17 protein-coding genes and 1 pseudogene are annotated in these 17,519 nt (G+C 74.8%); 8 read left to right on the top strand and 10 right to left on the bottom strand.

Annotated features, from left to right (window positions below; translation table 11 throughout):
* The first annotated feature begins 73 nt into the window (after positions 1–73).
* A complete protein-coding gene (gene ung, locus OIM89_RS27360; RefSeq protein ID WP_003946891.1) occupies positions 74–763 on the top strand; it encodes a uracil-DNA glycosylase in 690 nt (229 codons plus the stop codon).
* A gap of 157 nt (positions 764–920) precedes the next feature.
* On the top strand, positions 921–1,466 hold the full coding sequence (locus OIM89_RS27365) for a tetratricopeptide repeat protein (protein ID WP_030695204.1): 546 nt from the start codon (positions 921–923) through the stop codon (positions 1,464–1,466).
* A 13-nt stretch (positions 1,467–1,479) separates the two neighbouring features.
* Here the strand turns inward: OIM89_RS27365 and OIM89_RS27370 are convergent, their stop codons facing one another.
* A complete protein-coding gene (locus OIM89_RS27370; RefSeq protein WP_226965001.1) occupies positions 1,480–1,935 on the bottom strand; it encodes a hypothetical protein in 456 nt (151 codons plus the stop codon).
* Between the two features lie 219 nt (positions 1,936–2,154).
* Positions 2,155–2,823, bottom strand: a complete 669-nt coding sequence (locus tag OIM89_RS27375; protein ID WP_195731278.1) for a TetR/AcrR family transcriptional regulator — start codon at positions 2,821–2,823, stop codon at positions 2,155–2,157.
* 96 nt (positions 2,824–2,919) lie between these two features.
* On the opposite strand from OIM89_RS27375, the gene OIM89_RS27380 reads away from it, so the two are divergent.
* On the top strand, positions 2,920–4,215 hold the full coding sequence (locus OIM89_RS27380; RefSeq protein ID WP_151170129.1) for an FAD-dependent oxidoreductase: 1,296 nt from the start codon (positions 2,920–2,922) through the stop codon (positions 4,213–4,215).
* Entirely contained in the window at positions 4,212–5,114 is a 903-nt protein-coding gene (locus OIM89_RS27385) for a Gfo/Idh/MocA family protein (protein ID WP_047467777.1), read from the top strand. The genes OIM89_RS27380 and OIM89_RS27385 overlap by 4 nt, the downstream gene beginning before the upstream one ends.
* 19 nt (positions 5,115–5,133) lie before the next feature.
* Here the strand turns inward: OIM89_RS27385 and lnt are convergent.
* Positions 5,134–6,582 (bottom strand): annotated as a pseudogene (gene lnt / locus OIM89_RS27390) (apolipoprotein N-acyltransferase); the annotation flags it as partial.
* Between the two features lie 129 nt (positions 6,583–6,711).
* Entirely contained in the window at positions 6,712–7,167 is a 456-nt protein-coding gene (locus OIM89_RS27395; protein ID WP_030695208.1) for a nuclear transport factor 2 family protein, read from the bottom strand.
* Between the two features lie 202 nt (positions 7,168–7,369).
* Between OIM89_RS27395 and OIM89_RS27400 the strand changes: the two genes are divergently transcribed.
* Positions 7,370–7,570: a hypothetical protein gene (locus OIM89_RS27400; protein WP_264491689.1), complete on the top strand. Its 201-nt coding sequence runs from the start codon at positions 7,370–7,372 to the stop codon at positions 7,568–7,570.
* 87 nt (positions 7,571–7,657) lie between these two features.
* On the opposite strand, the gene OIM89_RS27405 is transcribed toward OIM89_RS27400, so the two are convergent.
* Positions 7,658–8,842: an alcohol dehydrogenase catalytic domain-containing protein gene (locus tag OIM89_RS27405; protein WP_030695210.1), complete on the bottom strand. Its 1,185-nt coding sequence runs from the start codon at positions 8,840–8,842 to the stop codon at positions 7,658–7,660.
* Between the two features lie 198 nt (positions 8,843–9,040).
* On the opposite strand from OIM89_RS27405, the gene OIM89_RS27410 reads away from it, so the two are divergent.
* The gene (locus OIM89_RS27410) at positions 9,041–10,504 is read left to right on the top strand and encodes an aminotransferase class I/II-fold pyridoxal phosphate-dependent enzyme (protein WP_151170131.1); all 1,464 of its coding nucleotides are present in this window, start codon (positions 9,041–9,043) and stop codon (positions 10,502–10,504) included.
* A gap of 10 nt (positions 10,505–10,514) precedes the next feature.
* Here the strand turns inward: OIM89_RS27410 and OIM89_RS27415 are convergent, their stop codons facing one another.
* The 5 genes from OIM89_RS27415 to OIM89_RS27435 all read right to left on the bottom strand — a co-directional run bounded on the left by OIM89_RS27415 (position 10,515) and on the right by OIM89_RS27435 (position 15,192).
* Complete coding sequence (locus OIM89_RS27415; protein WP_047467768.1) at positions 10,515–11,309, bottom strand: VOC family protein; 795 nt, start codon at positions 11,307–11,309, stop codon at positions 10,515–10,517.
* A gap of 189 nt (positions 11,310–11,498) precedes the next feature.
* On the bottom strand, positions 11,499–12,386 hold the full coding sequence (locus OIM89_RS27420; RefSeq protein ID WP_030695213.1) for an undecaprenyl-diphosphate phosphatase: 888 nt from the start codon (positions 12,384–12,386) through the stop codon (positions 11,499–11,501).
* Positions 12,387–12,665: 279 nt separating this feature from the next.
* Positions 12,666–13,418: a DUF4230 domain-containing protein gene (locus OIM89_RS27425; RefSeq protein WP_030695214.1), complete on the bottom strand. Its 753-nt coding sequence runs from the start codon at positions 13,416–13,418 to the stop codon at positions 12,666–12,668.
* 82 nt (positions 13,419–13,500) lie between these two features.
* Positions 13,501–14,394 (bottom strand): class I SAM-dependent methyltransferase, encoded by an 894-nt coding sequence (locus tag OIM89_RS27430; RefSeq protein ID WP_030695215.1) that lies wholly within the window; start codon positions 14,392–14,394, stop codon positions 13,501–13,503.
* 75 nt (positions 14,395–14,469) lie between these two features.
* Positions 14,470–15,192 carry a TVP38/TMEM64 family protein gene (locus tag OIM89_RS27435; protein WP_264491690.1) on the bottom strand — a complete coding sequence of 241 codons (723 nt, stop codon included), beginning with the start codon at positions 15,190–15,192 and terminating at the stop codon, positions 14,470–14,472.
* 332 nt (positions 15,193–15,524) lie between these two features.
* On the opposite strand from OIM89_RS27435, the gene tuf reads away from it, so the two are divergent.
* Both tuf and OIM89_RS27445 read left to right on the top strand, forming a co-directional pair.
* Positions 15,525–16,697: an elongation factor Tu gene (gene tuf, locus OIM89_RS27440; protein WP_264491691.1), complete on the top strand. Its 1,173-nt coding sequence runs from the start codon at positions 15,525–15,527 to the stop codon at positions 16,695–16,697.
* 180 nt (positions 16,698–16,877) lie between these two features.
* Positions 16,878–17,516: a helix-turn-helix domain-containing protein gene (locus OIM89_RS27445; RefSeq protein ID WP_264491692.1), complete on the top strand. Its 639-nt coding sequence runs from the start codon at positions 16,878–16,880 to the stop codon at positions 17,514–17,516.
* The last annotated feature ends 3 nt before the right edge of the window (positions 17,517–17,519 follow it).

Below are 17,519 nucleotides of genomic sequence, written 5' to 3' on the forward strand. Positions count from 1 at the left end.
GCGGGTACGGCTGTCGGTGGGCGCCGGTAGGTTCTCCAGCGATACGTGACCGCACCACCGGAGGGTTGTCCACGTGACCGACACCGCCCAGCTGCCCGAGTCCTGGCGCGAGGTCCTCGGCGAGGAACCGCAGAAGCCCTACTTCCCGCAGCTGATGGAGTTCGTGGAGGAGGAGCGCGCCCGCGGGCCCGTCTACCCGCCGCGCGACCAGGTCTTCGCCGCTCTGGAGGCCACCCCCTTCGACCAGGTGAAGGTCCTCGTCCTCGGCCAGGACCCGTACCACGGCGAGGGCCAGGGCCACGGCCTGTGCTTCTCGGTGCGCCCGGGCGTGAAGACCCCGCCCTCCCTGCGCAACATCTACAAGGAGATGCACGCCGAGCTGGGCCACCCCGTCCCGGACAACGGTTACCTGATGCCCTGGGCCCGCCAGGGCGTCCTCCTGCTCAACGCGGTCCTCACCGTCCGCGCCGGTGAGGCCAACTCCCACAAGGGCAAGGGGTGGGAGAAGTTCACCGACGCGGTGATCCGCGCCGTCTCCGACCGCCCCGACCCGGCCGTCTTCGTCCTCTGGGGGAACTACGCCCAGAAGAAGCTGCCGCTGATCGACGCCGAGCGGCACGCCGTGGTCAAGGGCGCCCATCCCTCCCCGCTCTCGGCGAAGAAGTTCTTCGGCTCGCAGCCCTTCACCCAGATCGACAAGGCCGTCGCCGAGCAGGGGCACGAGCCGATCGACTGGCGCATCCCCGACCTCGGGCTGAAGTAGCCGGACCTCCCCGCCGCCGTCCACCCGGGCGGTGCGCCCGACACCGCTGTGCGGACGAGCCCGCCCGGTGGCGCGCCGGGAATGCCGGTGGCACCCCCTAGCGTCGGAGACGGCCGCCCGGTGCCGGGCGGCCGCCCGACGAGACGACGGAGGAACGGTGGCGGAACAGCAGGGGCAGGCGGCCGACGACCCGGTGATGACCCGGATCGGGCAGATCGCCATGTTGCAGCACGCGGGGGACCGGGAAGAGGCCCAGCAGCGGTTCGCCGCCCTCTGGGAGGAGATCGGCCCCGACGCGGACGCCCTCCACCGTTGCACCCTCGCCCACTACATGGCCGACACCCAGCAGGACCCGGCCGAGGAACTCCGCTGGGACCTGCTGGCGCTGGAGGCCGCCGACGGGCTCACCGCCGGTTCCGCCGCCACCCCGCGCACCTCGCCCGCGGTCCGCGGCTTCTACCCCTCCCTCCACCTCAACCTCGCCGCCGACTACGCGAGGCTCGGACGCCCCGACACCGCCCGGGACCACCTCCGCGCGGCCCGCGCCCACATCGACGCCTTGGCGGACGACGGGCACGGGCACCAGGTGCTCGGCGGCATCGAGCGGCTGGAGCGCGAACTGGCGGCCGCCGACGGCCCCGCCGAAGGGGCCCCGGGGTCCGTGGGACGCCCCCGGGCCGAGGGGGAGGCGGGCGGAGGCTGAGCGGCCTGGCGGCTCAGTGCCCGTAGGTGTCCTCGCAGATCCGCGACTGGGGGCTGCCCGGCGGCCACTTGCCGTACTGGCGTCCCAGGGCGCAGACACTCGGGTTGGCCGGGGGAGCCGCCGGCGGCTTGGCCCGGGGAGCGGGCGGGGCGGCGGGTGCCGGAGCAGGGTCCGGCCGCGCCGGAGCCGGAAGGGCAGGCGCCGGCGGCCGGGGTGGGGGAGCCGCCTTCGTGGGCCGGGGGCGCGGTGGCCGCGTAGCCGTGCCCCTGGGCTCCTCGCCCACGCGGCGCAGGCTTTCGCGGGCCGGGGACCGTTCGATCTGCGGCTCGGCGTGTTCCCCGGCGGCGGTGGTGGGGGAGTGGCCGGTGGGCGAGTCCGGCCCGGGGGGCCGGTCCACGGTGACGCAGCCGGCGAGGGCGGTCACCGCGACGGTGGCCAGGAGCGCGGCGGCGGTTCTGGTTCGGTGCACGCGCGCCACTCTGGCCCATCGCGAGGGGCCCGCACTCCGTCCGGCCGCAGGATGGCCCGCACGGGTGATCTCCGGGGCGTGGGGGTGCCGTGCGGCGACAGGAGGCCGAACCCCTGCCGCGCCGGCCGGCGGCTGTTCGGTCGCCATCCGGTGGGCCGTCGCCCTCGTCGCCGCCGCGATCCGCGATCTCCCTCGGCCTGCTGCTGCCGGGCAGGAGGCTCAGCGCCCCTCGTCTTCCTCGCACCCCGGCGCCGCGAACCCCGCCAGCCCCATCCCCGTGAACAACTCCGCGAAGCCGCACCGGAGTTCCGCCGGCGACGGGACCGAGGCGTGGTAGGAGCCGGCGATGCAGGAGAACATCAGCCCGTCGCACCAGGCGACCAGCGACAGCGCGTGGCGCTCCGGCTCGGGGGAGCCGAGCGCCCGCATCAGCGCCACCAGGGGGTCCCGGAAGCCGCGCCCTGCCTCGTCGTAGATCTCCCGCAGCTCCGGGCGCCGGGTGGCCTCCAGGGCCAGTTCGTAACGGGCCACCAGGAGCGGGCGGTGGGCGGTCAGGTACTGGTGGAGGGCGTGGGCCAGGGCCTCGGTCAGCTCCTCGGGGGTGCCCGCGGCGGTCGCCCCGCCCGGCCCGCCCGGCGGGGCGAGCAGGACGGACTCGCGCTCCGCCTGGCGCCGCACCACGGTCCGCAGCAGGGCCAGCCGGGTGCGCGCGTGGTTGGAGGTCGACCCCTGGGGGAGCCCGGCCGCCTCGTCCACCGCCCGGTGGGTCAGACCGCGCAGCCCGCGCTCGGCGAGGAGGGCCAGCGCGGCGTCGGCGATCCGGTCGGCCCGCCCGCCGTCGGGGGGCTGTCTGCCGGGCGTCGGGGCGCCGGTGGAGCGAGAGGACATGGCCGCATCCTACCCAGTCCACTACGGATGTAGTACGGTCGGGACGTGAGTCCACTACAGGCGTAGTGGCGCCATCCCGCGCGAAAGGCGAGCGCCATGGAGAACGGCACCGGAACCACACCCGCCCAGGACCAGGGCACCTCGGGAGGCGAGCCGGGCCGCCGCGCCCTCGTGATCGGCGCCGGGATCGGCGGCCTCACCGCGGCGGCCGGCCTGGCCGACCGAGGCTGGCAGGTCACCGTCCTGGAGCGGTCGGCCACCCTCGAACCGGTCGGCGCCGCCATCTCCCTGGCCCCCAACGGCCAGCGCGCCCTCGACCGGGTCGGCGTCGGCGACGCCGTCCGCTCCCTGGCCGCCTGGCAGGGGTCGGGCGGCCTGCGCGCCCCCGACGGACGCTGGCTGGCCCGCACCAGCAGCGAGGAGGCCGGCGAGCGGTACGGCGACAACCTGGTCCTGCTCCACCGGGCCACCCTGATCGACCTGCTCCGCGCCCGGCTCCCCGAGGACGCGGTACGCGTCGACGCCGCCGCCGAGGTGGTCGACCCCGGCGCCGCCGACGACCCCCGCCGCCCGGCCCGGGTGCGGACCGCCACCGGCGAGCTGACCGCCGACCTCGTGGTCGCCGCCGACGGCATCGGCTCCGCCACCCGCCGCCTCCTCTTCCCGGACCACCCGGGCCCCGAGTACGCCGGGTTCACCACCTGGCGCATCATGGTCCCCGCCCCCGCCGAACCCTTCGCACCCCACGAGACCTGGGGGCGCGGCGCCCTCTGGGGCAGCCACCCGCTCCACGACGGCACCGTCTACGCCTACGCGGCCGCCGCCGTCCCCGAAGGCGGCCACGCCGAGGACGAACGCGCCGAACTGCTGCGCCGCTTCGGCGACTGGCACCACCCCGTGCCCGCCCTCCTCGCGGCGGCCGCGCCGGAGGGCGTCCTGCGCCACGACGTCCGCCACATGCGCCGGCCGCTCCCCGCCTGCCACCGCGGCCGCGTCGCCCTCCTCGGGGACGCCGCCCACGCCATGGCGCCCAGCCTCGGCCAGGGCGGCAACCAGGCGATCGAGGACGGCGTGGTCCTCGCCCACCACCTCGCCCCGGGCACCCCGCCGGGGCCCGGCCTCGCCGCGTACAGCGCCGACCGGCTGCCGCGCACCAGCGCCGTCGTCGCGCGGGCCGCCAAGGCCGGGGCGCTCACCCTGCTGCGCCCCGCCCTCGCGGTCCGGGCCCGCGACGCGCTGGTCGCCACGGTCAGCAGGCTCGGGCCCGACCTCGTCCTGCGTTCCTTCGCCGGGATCACCGACTGGCAGCCGCCGGAGCGCACGTATGCTGCCCCCGCGCGCGGCGCCCGTCCGGAGGGCCGCCGCGGCCAGGACACGGGGAGCGGTACATGAGGGTCGGCTGCATCGGACTCGGGGACATCGCGCAGAAGGCGTACCTGCCGGTGCTGACCGCCCAGCCCGGCGTCGAACTCCACCTCCAGACCCGCACCCCCGCCACGCTGGCCCGTACGGCGGCCGCGTACCACCTGCCCGGGGAGCAGTGCCACCAGGAACTCGACTCCCTGCTCGCGGCCCGCCCGGACGCCGCCTTCGTGCACGCGCCGACCGAGGTGCACGAGGAGCTGGTCGGCCGCCTGACCGAGGCCGGGATTCCCACCTATGTCGACAAACCGCTCGCCTACGACTACGCCGCCTCCGAGCGACTCGTCGCCCTGGCCGAGGAGCGCGGCGTCCCGCTGGCCGTCGGCTTCAACCGGCGGTACGCGCCCGCCTACCGCCAGTGCCTGGAGCACCCGCGTGACCTGATCGTCCTCCAGAAGAACCGGGTCGGCCTTCCCGAACGCCCGCGCGGCTTCGTCTTCGACGACTTCATCCACGTGATCGACACCCTGCGCTTCCTGGCGCCGGGCCCGGTCGACCACGTCGGCATCCGGGTCCGGGCCGAGGGCGGGCTCCTGCACCACGCGGTGCTCCAGCTCGGCGGCGACGGCTTCACCGCGCTCGGTGTGATGAACCGGCTCAGCGGCTCCACCGAGGAGATCCTGGAGGTCTCGGGCCAGGACGCCAAGCGCCAGGTCCTCAATCTCTCCGACATCGTCGACCACAAGGGTCAGCCCAGCGTCCGCCGCCGGGGCGACTGGGTCCCGGTCCCGCGCCAGCGCGGCATCGAGCAGGCCGTCCTCGCCTTCCTCGACGCGGTCCGGGCCGGGGAGAGGCTGGATGCCCGGGACGCGCTGGAGACCCACGAACTGTGCGAACGCGTGGTGCGCGAGGCGGAGGCGGCGGGGTAGACCCGCCGCCGTACTACCCGTCCCCGCGCCCCCTGACCCGGCGGACGGCGACCACGCCGCCCGCCACCACCAGCCACGCCACCGCCGCGTAGACCGCCCAGTCCCCGAACCGCACGTAGAGGGTGGCACCGGCGGCGGGACGGAGCTCGTACAGCGCGGCGGCGCTGCGGTCGGTGCCGAGCCGGGGGCCGGCCGGTCGGCCCGAGGCGTCGAAGACGGCGCTCACCCCGGTGAGCGTCGCGTGGACGACGGGGCGGCCCGACTCGGCCGCGCGCACCGCCGCCAGGGAGGCGTGCTGCGCCGGTGCCCAGCTCTGCTGGAAGGTCGAGGTCGAGGACTGGGCCACGATCAGCCCGGCCCCGGCTCGCGCCAGCCGGCGGCTCAGGTCCGGGAAAGCCGTCTCGAAGCAGACCAGCGGCCCTGCCCGCAGCCCGCCCGAGGTCTCCATCACCACCTGCCGGGTCCCGGGGTGCCGGTCCTCGCCGGCCGCCCGGCCCACCGAGGTCGCCCAGCCCAGGAGCGACCGCGCCGGGACGTACTCGCCGAAGGGCACCAGCCGCATCTTGTCGTACCGGGGCCCGACCGGCCCCGACGCTCCCACCAGCACCGAGGTCTTGGAGATCCCGGGGCGGCCCTGGCGGCGGGCGTCGACGTTGACCAGCAGTTCCGCGCCGGTGCGCCGGGACAGGGCGGCCAGCCGGCCCGCCAGGTCCGGCCGGGCGGCGAGGTCGAAGCCGACCGAGCTCTCGCCCCACACCACCAGCTCCGCCCCGCGCCCCGCCAGCCCGGCCGTCAGCCGCTCCTGCCGGTCGAACCGCTGGGCCGCGCCCGAGATCACGCCCGGCTGCACCACCGCGATCCGGGCCGGCCGGTCGGCGGGTACGGGGCGTGGGGCGGCCGCCGCGACCCCGGTGGCGAGCGCGGCCACCGCCGCCCCGGCCGCGAGGGTGGCCCACCGGGCGCGCGGGGAGGCCGCCACCACGACCAGGGCCGTGTTGACCGCCACCAGCAGCAGGCTCACCAGCCACACCCCGCCGACCGGGAAGAGCCGCAGCCCCGGACCGACCTGCCACTGGCTGGCGCCCAGCAGCCCCCACGGTCCGCCCAGCCCCTGCCAGGACCGCACCAGCTCGATCACCAGCCACCCCGAGGCCACCCCCGCCGGCGCCGTCACCGCGCGCCAGGCCGTGCCAGGACCGGCGAGCAGGACACGGACCAGCATTGCCCAGGGCGCCCAGGCCAGCCCGAGGAGCGCCGCCAGGACCAGGGTGAAGACGTGCAGGCTCGGCATCAGCCAGTGGTGCACCGCCAGCATGAAACCGAGCCCGCCCAGCCAGCCCTCCAGCGCGGCCCGCCGTGCGGTCGGTGCGGTGCGGAGCAGCAGCAGCCAGGGGACGAGGCAGAACGGCGCCCACCACCACCAGCCGGGCGCCGGGAAGACCGGTGCGGGCAGTCCGCCGGCGAACAGCGCGGCGAGCGCGCGTCACCAGGACGGAGGGGGGCCGGACATCGCTCTCTGGACCACCTGGCTCACCCCTTGAGGCCGCGGCTCGGAGCGGGGAGTTCCAGTCTGCGGCCCGGGCCCGCGACCGCCAGGTCAGTTCGGGCCCGCCGCGGACGCCCCGCCCTGCCAGACCTCCTCCGCGACCACCTCGCTCAGCCGCCAGCCCTCGGCGGTGCGCACACCCCGCATGCGGTACCGGCCGCCGCGCACGGTGTCCGCGATCCGGCCGGGCCCGTTGCTCCGCATGGGGGTCACGAAGTCGGCGTCCACCACGGCGAGGTCGCCCACCTCTCCGTCGCGGCGCTCGAAGGCCACCCGGCGGTTCACGATCAGGTGCTGGTACGGCCGGGGGCCCTCGCCCCGGCCCTGCTGACGGGGGACGCCACGCCCCCGGTTCTCCTGCCGTACGTCGAGCACCGGGTCGTCGAGGACCGCCCCCGGCACGCAGAGCGGACGGCACGCCTCCGGGTCCCCGCCCGCGACGGCGCGGGCGTACTCGGTCACCAGGGTGTCGACGGCGAGACGGTCCAGAACGGTCGCGAGCTCCACACGCTGCGTCATCACCTCAGTGTTGGGCACCCGAGCGCCGGGGCCAAGACGCGTGCACCGCCCGCCCCCACGGCCGGAGCGGCGGCTTCGCCCGAGCGAGGGAACCGGAGCGCGCCGCACCGCGCGCTCCCCGCCCCACGGTGACGGGCCGATTAGCGTACGTGACGCTCGGTACATCCCTTACGCAGAAGTGGAGCGTTCCATGATCCGTCGTCTCGCGATCACCCTGGCCGGCACCGGTGCCGCCGCCCTCCTCGCCGCCGCCCCCGCCGCCGCCGACAAGGCCGAGTTCGAGGTCGAGGGCTGGAAGGCCCACGGCACCGTGGTCAAGGTCGGCGACATCGTCGTCAAGGACTTCAAGGCCGGCGGCTTCGAGGCCGAGGCCGAGTTCACCCGCCACTGACCTCCCGCGCGTCGACGTCACCCCGCACCGGTGCCCCGGCCACCTCGTGGCCGGGGCACCGGTGCGTGTCAGTCCGCCGGGCACCGCTCAGGGCTTGAGCAGGGTCTTCACCATGCCGTCGGCCTTCTCCTGGAACATCGCGTACGCCTTCGGCGCCTCCTCCAGCGGCATGGCGTGGGTGGCGAAGTGGTCGACGCCGAGCACGTCCTCGTCGTCGAGGAGCGGCAGGATCTCCGGCACCCACCGCAGGACGTTGGCCTGGCCCATCCGCAGCTGGATCTGCCGGTCGAACATGGTCAGCAGCGGCATCGGGTCGAGCGCGCCCCCGTACACCCCCGAGACCGAGACCGTGCCGCCCCTGCGCACCAGCCGCATCGCCATGTGCAGCGCCGCGAGCCGGTCCACCCCCGCGTGCTCCATCAGCGGCTGCGCCACCGCGTCGGGCAGCAGCCCCACCGCCCGCTGGGCGCCCTTGGCCACGGGCGAGCCGTGCGCCTCCATGCCGACCGCGTCGATCACCGCGTCGGCGCCCCGGCCCCCGGTGTACTCCGCCACCGCCTCGGGCAGGTCCTTGCCGTACCGGCGCCAGTCCAGCGGGATCACCCCGTGCGCGGCCGCCCGGTTGAGCCGCTCCGGCACCAGGTCCACGCCGATCACCCGGCCCGCTCCCCGGTGCAGCGCGATCCGCGCCGCCATGTCGCCGATCGGCCCCAGCCCGAGCACGACCACGGTGCCGTCCGGGGGCACCGAGGCGTACTCCACCGCCTGCCAGGCGGTGGGCAGCACGTCGGAGAGGTAGACGTAGCGGTCGTCGGGCGGCCCGTGCTCGACCTTCACCGGCAGGGTGTTGCCGAAGGGCACGCGCAGGTACTCGGCCTGACCGCCGGGCACCTGGCCGTACAGCTTCGTGTAGCCGAAGAGGGCGGCGCCCGTGCCGTACTCGGTGACCTGTGTGGTCTCGCACTGGGACTGGAGGCCCTGGTCGCACATGAAGCAGTCGCCGCACGAGACGTTGAACGGCACCACCACCCGGTCCCCGGGCTTCAGCGCCGTCACCGCGCCGCCGATCTCCTCGACGATGCCCATCGGCTCGTGGCCGAGGATGTCGCCGGGGTCCAGGAAGGGGCCGAGCGGCTCGTAGAGGTGGAGGTCGGAGCCGCAGAGCCCGGTGGAGGTGACGCGGACGATCACGTCGGTGGGCTCCTCGATCCGTGGGTCGGGCACCGTCTCCACCCGGACGTCCCGCCTGCCCTGCCAGGTCACCGCACGCATCGCCGCTCCTTCCGCTCGCCGGGGGCACCTTTCGGCACGGTGCCGCTACTGGCCGGGGTGCCCGGGGACGGGGAGGGGAAACGGATGGGGCGATAGGTTCTGCCTCTCGCTCCGCCCGGCCCGACGCCTGTTGACCCGTCCGGGCCCTACGGGAACCCGGCCGTTTTCCGTGGAGCCGGAACCGGGAATCCGCGCTCCATGGACCACAAGCAGGTACCCGTACTCGACGCCCTCGCCGCCTACCACGCCGAGCGGCAGCTCCCCTTCGCCCCGCCCGGCCACAAACAGGGCCGGGGCGCCGACCCCCGGGTCCGCGCCGCCCTCGGCGACGCCGTCTTCCATGGCGACCTGCTCGCCATGAACGGCCTGGACGACCGCACCTCCTCCCGGCAGGTCCTCCAGCGCGCCCAGGAGCTGATGGCCGACGCGGTCGGGGCCGAGCGCACCTTCTTCTCCACCTGCGGCAGCTCCCTCTCCGTCAAGGCCGCGATGCTCTCCGTCGCCGGGCCGCACGAGGAGCTGCTGATCGGCCGCGACGCCCACAAGTCGGTCGTCTCCGGCCTCGTCCTCGCCGGCATCCGCCCCGTCTGGGTCGACCCGCAGTGGGACACGGAGCTGCACCTCGCCCACCCGCCGTCCGCCGAGACGTACGCGGAAGCCTTCGCCCGCCACCCCGACGCCCGGGGCGCCCTCGTCACCACCCCCACCCCCTACGGCACCTGTTCCGACCTCGCCGCCATCGCCGAGGTCTGCCACCGCCACGGGGTGCCCCTGGTGGTGGACGAGGCGTGGGGCGCCCATCTGCCCTTCCACCCCGACCTGCCCACCTGGGCGATGGACGCCGGCGCCGACGTCTGCGTCACCTCGGTCCACAAGATGGGCTCCGGGCTGGAACAGGGCTCCGTCTTCCACCTCCAGGGCGACCTGGTCGACCCGGCCGCTCTGCGCAGCCGCGAGGACCTGCTCGGCACCACCAGCTCCTCCGTGCTGATGTACGCCGCGCTCGACGGCTGGCGCCGCCAGATGGTCCAGCACGGGCGGGCCCTCTACGACGACGCGCTGGCGCTGGCCGCCTCGGTGCGGGCGCGGATCGAGGAGATCGACGGCCTCCACGTCCACGGCCGGGAGGACTTCTGCGGACCGGGGCGGGCCCGGGACCTCGACCCGCTCCAGCTGATCATCGACGTGAGCGGGCTCGGCGTCAGCGGCTACCGCGCCGTCGACGCCCTGCGGACCCAGGGCCTCTCCCTGCACTTCGGGGACCACCGCCGGATCAACGCCCAGCTCACCCACGCCGACGACGCGGAGAGCGCCGACGCGCTCCTGGCCGGGCTGCACCGGCTCGCCGCCGAGGCCCGCGGGCTGCCACGCGACCGCCCGGTGGAGGTGCCCGGCCCCGACGGGCTGCGGACGGAGCAGGTCATGCTGCCGAGGGACGCCTTCTTCGGGGCCGTGGCGGACATCCCCTGGCAGGAGGCCGAGGGCCGGGTGGCCGCCGAGATGCTCACGCCGTACCCGCCCGGCATCCCGGCGGCGCTCCCCGGGGAGCGGCTGACCCGCGAGGTGCTGCGCTACCTGCGGTCGGGGGTCGAGGCAGGCATGGTGGTGCCGGACGCCGCGGACCCGGGGCTGGACACCGTAAGGGTGGTCGCCGAGGGGTGAGGGGCGGGTCTCAGTGCCCGGCCGAAGCCGGCGCCAGGGAGAAGACCGCGCCGTCCGGGTCGCGCAGGACCGCGCCCTCGTCGGCGACCGAGGTGGTCTCCGCCAGCCGTACCGCGCCCAGTGCCACGGCGCGATGGGCCGCCTCGGCGACATCGGGGACCGGGAAGATCAGGTTCCAGCGCGGGTGGAGCGCCGGGTTCCGCGGGTCGCGGGGGCGGAGCCGGGCCGCGACGTGGCCGTGGTCGCGCAGCACGATCTCGTCGTCCTCGTATCCCACGGCGTCCTCGCCCTCGCGGTACTCCCAGTCCAGGACCGCGCCGTAGAAGAGGGCGGCGGCGAACGGGTCCGCGCTCTCGAGGACCAGCCACCACGGGCGGTGCAGCCGCCAGTGCTGCCAGTCGTCCACCATCCGGCCCTCCCACAGGCCGAACGTCGGGCCCGTCGGGTCGGCGGCCAGGGTGGCGCGGCCGGAAGGGGTGTCGACCGGGCCGATCGCCACCGTCCCGCCGCGCTCCCGTACCCGCCCGGCCGCCTCGTTGGAGTCGGCGACCGCGAAATACGCCAGCCAGTCCACGGCGACCGGCAGCGAGGGGGCGACCGCGCCGAGGCTGGCCACCGGGATGCCCTCGGCGGTCGCGGTGGACCACTCCTCACCCATCGGTGAGGGCGCGAACTCCCAGCCCAGCACCTGCCCGTAGAAGTCGCGGGCGGCGGCGATGTCGTGGGTCAGCAGGGTGGCCCAGCAGGGCGCGCCGGTCAGGGCGTTGCCGGTGATCTCCATGCGCGAGGTGCCGGCGGTGGTCATCGGATTCCCCCGTGCGGTGTCTGGATCATGTCGTACTCACTGCCTCACCGTGTGCGGACGGGAGGGGCCCGCCGCCGGGCGGGGCGGGCACTCCACGCGGGCGGTCCGGACGTGCCGGAGGTGCCCACTCCCGTCTGCGAGTGTGACAGCAGACCATCCGATAGGCGAACGAAACAGCCCAAAAGGGCCTCAGGCCGCCGACTCGCCCGCGTGCGGACTCAGGACCCCGGCCGCCACCAGGACGAAGATCAGGATGCCCAGGGCCACCCGGTAGTAGACGAACGGCATGAAGCTGCGGGTGGTGATGAACCGCATGAACCAGGCGATCACCGCGTACCCGACCACGAAGGCGACCAGGGTGGCGAAGACGGTCTGGCCCCACGCGACGTGTCCCTCGCCCGCGTCGCGCAGCTCGTAGAAGCCGGAGGCGAGGACGGCCGGCACGGCCAGCAGGAAGGAGTAGCGGGCGGCCGCCTCGCGGGTGTAGCCCATCAGCAGACCGCCGCTGATGGTGGCGCCGGAGCGGGAGACACCGGGGACCAGGGCCAGGGCCTGGCAGCAGCCGTAGATCAGGCCGTCGCGGACGCCCAGGTCGCGCAGGGTCTTGCCGCCGTTCGCCCGGTGCCGGCCGCCGCCGGTCTCGGCGCGGGCCGCCAGCCGGTCGGCGAGGCCCAGCACCAGGCCCATCACGATGAGGGTGGTCGCGATCAGCCTCAGATCCCGGAACGGACCCTCGATCTGGTCCTTGAGCGTCAAGCCGAGCACGCCGATCGGGATCGAGCCGATGATGACCAGCCAGCCGAGCTGCGCGTCGTGGTTGCCCCGCATCGAGTCGTCCCGGCGGACCAGCGCGACCACCGAACGGCACCAGGCACCGACGATGGTGGCGATGTCCTTGCGGAAGTAGATGAGGACGGCCGTCTCGGTGCCGATCTGGGTGATCGCGGTGAACGCCGCGCCCGGGTCGTGCCAGCCCGCGAAGGCCGCGGTCAGCCGCAGGTGGGCGCTGGAGGAGATCGGCAGGAACTCGGTGAGTCCCTGGACCAGCCCGAGGATGAAGGATTCGAACCAGGACATGGAAGGCAGGCCGTCCGGGGAGCGTCGTGCGCGGCGGCCGGTGTTCCGGGGCGCCGTCGCGGTGCGGGCAGGACCGCCCGACGTGGCGTCAGGCGTCGCCGACGGGTGCGAAAGGTGCGGTATGCCCCGGATCGCGCCCCCGGCCCGGGCAGCGTAACGCCGTCAGGTGGCCGGGGGGCGACGCCCGCACAGGCGGGTCGTGGGCCAGAAGATGTACGCAAAGTGACGCGCCGCCAGGCCGGGGGTGGTCCCCGGCCCGCCGGCGCGCGGCGACGGGCCTCACTTGTCGCCGTAGACGACGGTGACCTCCTCGAAGCCCAGGGAGGTCAGCAGCCCTTCCAGCATGCCGGTGGTGTTCCGTTCGGCGCGGGCGGCCAGTCCGCTCTCCTTGGCGGCGTCGCCGATGTGCCGTACGGCCAGCTTGTTGACGGCCTGTTCGCTGCCCGGGTTGTCCGAGATGAAGTCGCCCAGCCGGTCGAGCAGGCCACGCTGCTTGGAGACGGTGTAGCTGCGGTCCGCGTCGAGCGCCGGCTTGCCGAGTGTCGCGTGCGGCAGCCGGATCTCGGCGCGGGTCCGCTCCTCGTTGACCGTGACCGCGTCGTCGCCGATCCCGCCGAGGTCGACGGAGGCGCCGACGGTGCCCGCGCCGACGAAGAGGGTCCGGGTGCCCTGGATGGCGTCGGGGACGTACTTGGTGTCCTTCTCCAGGTCGACCACGACCTGGAAGTTGCCGGAGGCCGCCTGGTAGCTGCTCATGTCGCGGATCGACTTGAGCACCGCCGGACCGGTGCGGTCCTTCGTCTCGCTGCCGAACACGTCGTCGAGCCCGGGCACCAGGTCCAGCCGGGTGACGGCGAAGAACAGCAGGAGGAGTCCGGTGAAGAACGCCAGCATCTTCACCCACCACGGGGCGCGCCGGTGCTCCCGGACACCGCCGGCCCCCGCGCGCGGCGGGTCCCGGCGGTCCGCGTCGTACTCCGGCGCCACCTGGTCGGCGGCGCCCTTGCGGGGTCTTGCGTCCTTGGGCGACATAGCTGCCGTGTGACCCGAACGGCCCCTTTGAATCCGGCAGTTCGCCCCCGCCGTGGCCCCGGCGGGGGCGGACGTACCCGGACTACGCCGCCGGGCGGCGCGCCCGCAGCGCGAAGAGCAGCGGAATCCGCGGCGCGGAGTCCGGCAGCCGCCACCGCCCGGACTCCGTGCGCACCATCTCGGGCCAGCGCGGGAAGGGCAGCTCCTCGTCCTCCCGCAGCAGCTCGATCACCAGCCCCGCCCCGGTCAGCGCGGTCACCACCTCGCCGAGCCCGTGCATCCACTCGACGCTCTCCGTCGCCCCCTCCACCGGCGGCCCGTCGGTGTACGTGTACGTGGCGTCCCGGCGGATCGCCCCGCGCCCGGCCAGGTAGTCGTGGCGGAGCACCAGCGGGGTCCCGGCCTCGGCGGTCGGTGTCGGGCCGAAGGAGTTGAGCAGCGGGTGGAACTCGGCGAGGTAGAGCATCCCGCCCGGGCGCAGCAGACCGGCCACCACCGCGGCCCAGCGGTCCAGGTCGGGCAGGTAGCACAGGGCGCCCTTGCCCGTGTACACGACGTCGAAGCGGGCCTCTCCGAGCGTCTCCACGGCGTCGTAGACATTGGCCTGAACATAACGGGTCCCGGCCATCGGCCCGGACTCCTGCCGCGCCGCCAGCTCCCGCGCGGCCGCCACCGAGGCCCCGGAGAGGTCGAGCCCGGTCGCCCGCGCTCCCTTCCCGGCCAGCACCAGCGTCTCGGTCCCCAGGTGGCACTGGAGGTGGACCAGCTCCCGCCCGGCCAGCTCCCCGAGGTCCTCCCACTCGTACGGGGCGAACCAGCGCGCCGGGTCGAGCGCCTGGGCGTCGTCGGCGAGGCCGTAGAAGTCGCTCGCCGTGTGGACGGGGGTCCGGGCGTCCCAGTTCGCCTCGTTGACCGCCATCAGCCGCCGGTCGGCGGAGTCGGGCCGCCGCTTGTCGTCCGTCACCAGGTCATCCATACGGCCCATCCAACCCGGCCGCGGCCCTCGCGTCCCGCCCCGCCGGGAAGATCGAGCCAGCCCGCTGTGCGACGGTCAGCCCGAGCCGAGCCGGTGCCGCCTGCGCCAGGCGAAGACCGAGGCGGCCACCGCGGAGAGGGCGATGAACCCGGCCGAGGCGAGGAAGACAGGGGAGGTCGGCGAGGCCGCCGTCGACCCGGCCAGCACGTACGCCGCGGTGTTCGGCACCGAGCCCACCGCCGTGGCCAGCAGGAACGGCGTCCAGCCGATCCGGGAGACGGCGGCGCAGTAGTTGGCGGCGGCGAACGGCACGCCGGGGAAGAGCCGCACCGCCAGCATCGAGCGGAACCCGTGCCGGCTCAGCTGCCCGTCGGCCGCCTTGAGCCACCCGCCGCGCAGCAGCGGACGCAGCGCCTCCTGGCCGAGCAGCCGCCCCAGCCCGAAGGCGATGCCCGCGCCGACCACGGTCCCCGCGACCGCCGCGACCAGACCGGTGGCCGAGCCGAACAGGGCGCCCGCCGCCAGGTTCAGCAGCGGCCGGGGCACGAACGCGGCCGTGCAGATTCCGTACCCGGCGGCGAAGAGCAGCGCCGCCAGACCCGTGCCGAGAGCCGCGGGGATGCCCGTGGTGAGCAGCTGTTGCGGCTCCAGGACCAGCACCGCCGTCCCGGCCGAGACCAGCACCAGGACCAGCAGGGAGAGCCGCGACCACGGCGACATCAGCAGCCGTGCGCAGCGCACCGCCGCGGACCGCGCGGGGCGGACTGGAGCCACCGGTGCGGTGGTGGGGGACGACATTCGGGGAGCGTAACCGACAGAACGGGGTGATCGCCCTGCGGGCCGCGTCAGCGGGGTACGGGGGCTGCCCGGCTTGCAAGGTGGGCGGGCCGCGGGTAAATCGCTCGACGCGCCCGCTCCCTTCGGCCAGGATGTGGGCCATGTCCCGGTACGCCTTTCCCGCAGCCACGTCCGCAGTCGCGGACGCTGCGAAGGGTGCCGGTTTCCCCTTCGACGGCTTCGACGGCGCACGAAGCTGACCCTCTCCGGAACGTCCGGCGGACCCCGCAGGGGGAGGGTCGGCCAGAGCCCGGGGTCCCGGATCGTCCCGCCTTCCGGAGAAGGACATCACCATGCCCAAGACGGCATACGTGCGCACCAAGCCCCACCTGAACATCGGCACCATGGGCCACGTCGACCACGGCAAGACCACCCTCACCGCCGCCATCACCAAGGTCCTCAGCGAGCGGGGCACCGGCACCTTCGTGCCCTTCGACCGCATCGACCGGGCGCCCGAGGAGGCGCAGCGCGGCATCACCATCAACATCGCCCACGTCGAGTACGAGACCGACACGCGCCACTACGCCCACGTCGACATGCCGGGCCACGCCGACTACGTGAAGAACATGGTCACGGGCGCGGCCCAGCTCGACGGCGCGATCCTTGTGGTCTCCGCCCTCGACGGGGTCATGCCGCAGACCGCTGAGCACGTCCTGCTCGCCCGGCAGGTCGGCGTCGACCACATCGTCGTCGCCCTCAACAAGGCCGACGCCGGGGACGAGGAGCTGACCGACCTGGTCGAACTGGAGGTCCGCGACCTGCTCGACCAGCACGGCTACCCCGGCTCCGACGTGCCGGTGGTCCGGGTCTCCGGACTCCGGGCGCTGGAGGGGGACCCGCGGTGGACGGAGGCCGTCCAGGGGCTGCTCGACGCCGTCGACACCTATGTGCCGATGCCCGAGCGGTACGTCGACGCGCCCTTCCTGCTGCCGGTGGAGAACGTCCTGACCATCACCGGCCGGGGCACCGTGGTCACCGGCGCCGTCGAGCGCGGCACCGTGCGCGTAGGCGACCGCGTGGAGGTGCTCGGCGCCGGTGTGGAGACCGTCGTCACCGGCGTCGAGACCTTCGGCAAGCCCATGGAGTCGGCCCAGGCCGGCGACAACGTGGCGCTGCTGCTGCGCGGCGTCGCCCGCGACGCGGTACGCCGGGGTCATGTCGTCGCGGCGCCCGGCAGCGTCACCCCGCGCCGCCGCTTCACCGCCCGGGTCTACCTGCTCTCCGGCCGTGAGGGCGGCCGGGGCACCCCGGTGGCCACCGGCTACCGCCCGCAGTTCTACCTGCGTACGGCCGACGTGGTCGGAAACATCGACCTCGGCGAGGTGGCCGTCGCCCGGCCCGGGGAGACCGTCACCATGACGGTCGAGCTGGGCCGCGAGGTACCGCTGGAGCCCGGCCTCGGCTTCGCCGTCCGTGAGGGCGGCAGGACCGTGGGGGCGGGCACGGTGCAGGAGGTGCTGGGCTAGCTCAGCCGGGAGGCCGGCCCCCTCCCCGCCTCTTCCGGTCCGCGCACGCGTGGGCCGGAAGAGGTTCCGGCGCAGTCGCCGGGAATGCTCCGAACTGGCCATGCGGGTAGGGGAGTTGGGTTCCGGGCGATTCTCCCGGCGACTCTTTCGCAACAACTGTTGTGACTCTACTCTCGGCGCATGACCGATCCCTCCGCCGTGTCCGCCGACTCCTCCGCGCGGGACATCGCACTCGACACGGCCGCACTGCGCGTGCTCGCCCACCCGCTGCGGCTGAACGTGCTCTCCCTGCTGCGCGAGCGTGGCCCGTCCACCGCCGGCCGGATCGCCGGGGAACTCGGCATCCATCCGGGTGCGGCCAGCTACCACCTGCGCCGTCTCGCCGCCGGGGGACTCATCGTCGAGGAGGCGGAGCGCGGCACCGGACGCGAACGGTGGTGGCGGTCCGCGCACCGCCAGTCGGTCCACGACCCCGCTGCCGCCTTTGGCGAGGAGCGCGAGGCCGGGCTCGGGTACACGCACGCGGTGGCCCTCGCCGCGGCGGACCGGCTGCGCAGGTCGGCGCAGGAACTGCCCGGGATGCCCGGAGAGTGGGCTGATGTCGTCACCTACAGCGACTTCCTCCTCCGGCTGACCCCGGCCGAGGTGGGCCGGATGCGGGCAGAGATCTTCGAGGTGATCGAGCGATATCGTGCCGACGGCAGCACCAGCACCAGCACCAGCGGCAGCGGCGGGAGCGAGGGCGCCGTGCCGGTGACCCTCCAGGTGCAGGCGTTTCCGGTGCCGGGTACGGCCCTGCCGCCGGCCGGTGACACGTGACTG

The organism is Streptomyces sp. BI87 (assembly GCF_025957665.1).
GTDB classification, from domain to species: domain Bacteria; phylum Actinomycetota; class Actinomycetes; order Streptomycetales; family Streptomycetaceae; genus Streptomyces; species Streptomyces albidoflavus.

Bases quoted from the DNA above. Each gene is read 5' to 3' on its own strand.
- OIM89_RS27375 (WP_195731278.1), bottom strand. From the start codon at position 2,823: ATGTCCTCTCGCTCCACCGGCGCCCCGACGCCCGGCAGACAGCCCCCC.
- OIM89_RS27380 (WP_151170129.1), top strand. From the start codon at position 2,920: ATGGAGAACGGCACCGGAACCACACCCGCCCAGGACCAGGGCACCTCG.
- OIM89_RS27385 (WP_047467777.1), top strand. From the start codon at position 4,212: ATGAGGGTCGGCTGCATCGGACTCGGGGACATCGCGCAGAAGGCGTAC.
- OIM89_RS27400 (WP_264491689.1), top strand. From the start codon at position 7,370: ATGATCCGTCGTCTCGCGATCACCCTGGCCGGCACCGGTGCCGCCGCC.
- OIM89_RS27405 (WP_030695210.1), bottom strand. From the start codon at position 8,842: ATGCGTGCGGTGACCTGGCAGGGCAGGCGGGACGTCCGGGTGGAGACG.
- OIM89_RS27410 (WP_151170131.1), top strand. From the start codon at position 9,041: ATGGACCACAAGCAGGTACCCGTACTCGACGCCCTCGCCGCCTACCAC.
- OIM89_RS27415 (WP_047467768.1), bottom strand. From the start codon at position 11,309: ATGACCACCGCCGGCACCTCGCGCATGGAGATCACCGGCAACGCCCTG.
- OIM89_RS27420 (WP_030695213.1), bottom strand. From the start codon at position 12,386: ATGTCCTGGTTCGAATCCTTCATCCTCGGGCTGGTCCAGGGACTCACC.
- OIM89_RS27425 (WP_030695214.1), bottom strand. From the start codon at position 13,418: ATGTCGCCCAAGGACGCAAGACCCCGCAAGGGCGCCGCCGACCAGGTG.
- OIM89_RS27430 (WP_030695215.1), bottom strand. From the start codon at position 14,394: ATGGATGACCTGGTGACGGACGACAAGCGGCGGCCCGACTCCGCCGAC.
- OIM89_RS27435 (WP_264491690.1), bottom strand. From the start codon at position 15,192: ATGTCGTCCCCCACCACCGCACCGGTGGCTCCAGTCCGCCCCGCGCGG.
- tuf (WP_264491691.1), top strand. From the start codon at position 15,525: ATGCCCAAGACGGCATACGTGCGCACCAAGCCCCACCTGAACATCGGC.
- OIM89_RS27445 (WP_264491692.1), top strand. From the start codon at position 16,878: ATGACCGATCCCTCCGCCGTGTCCGCCGACTCCTCCGCGCGGGACATC.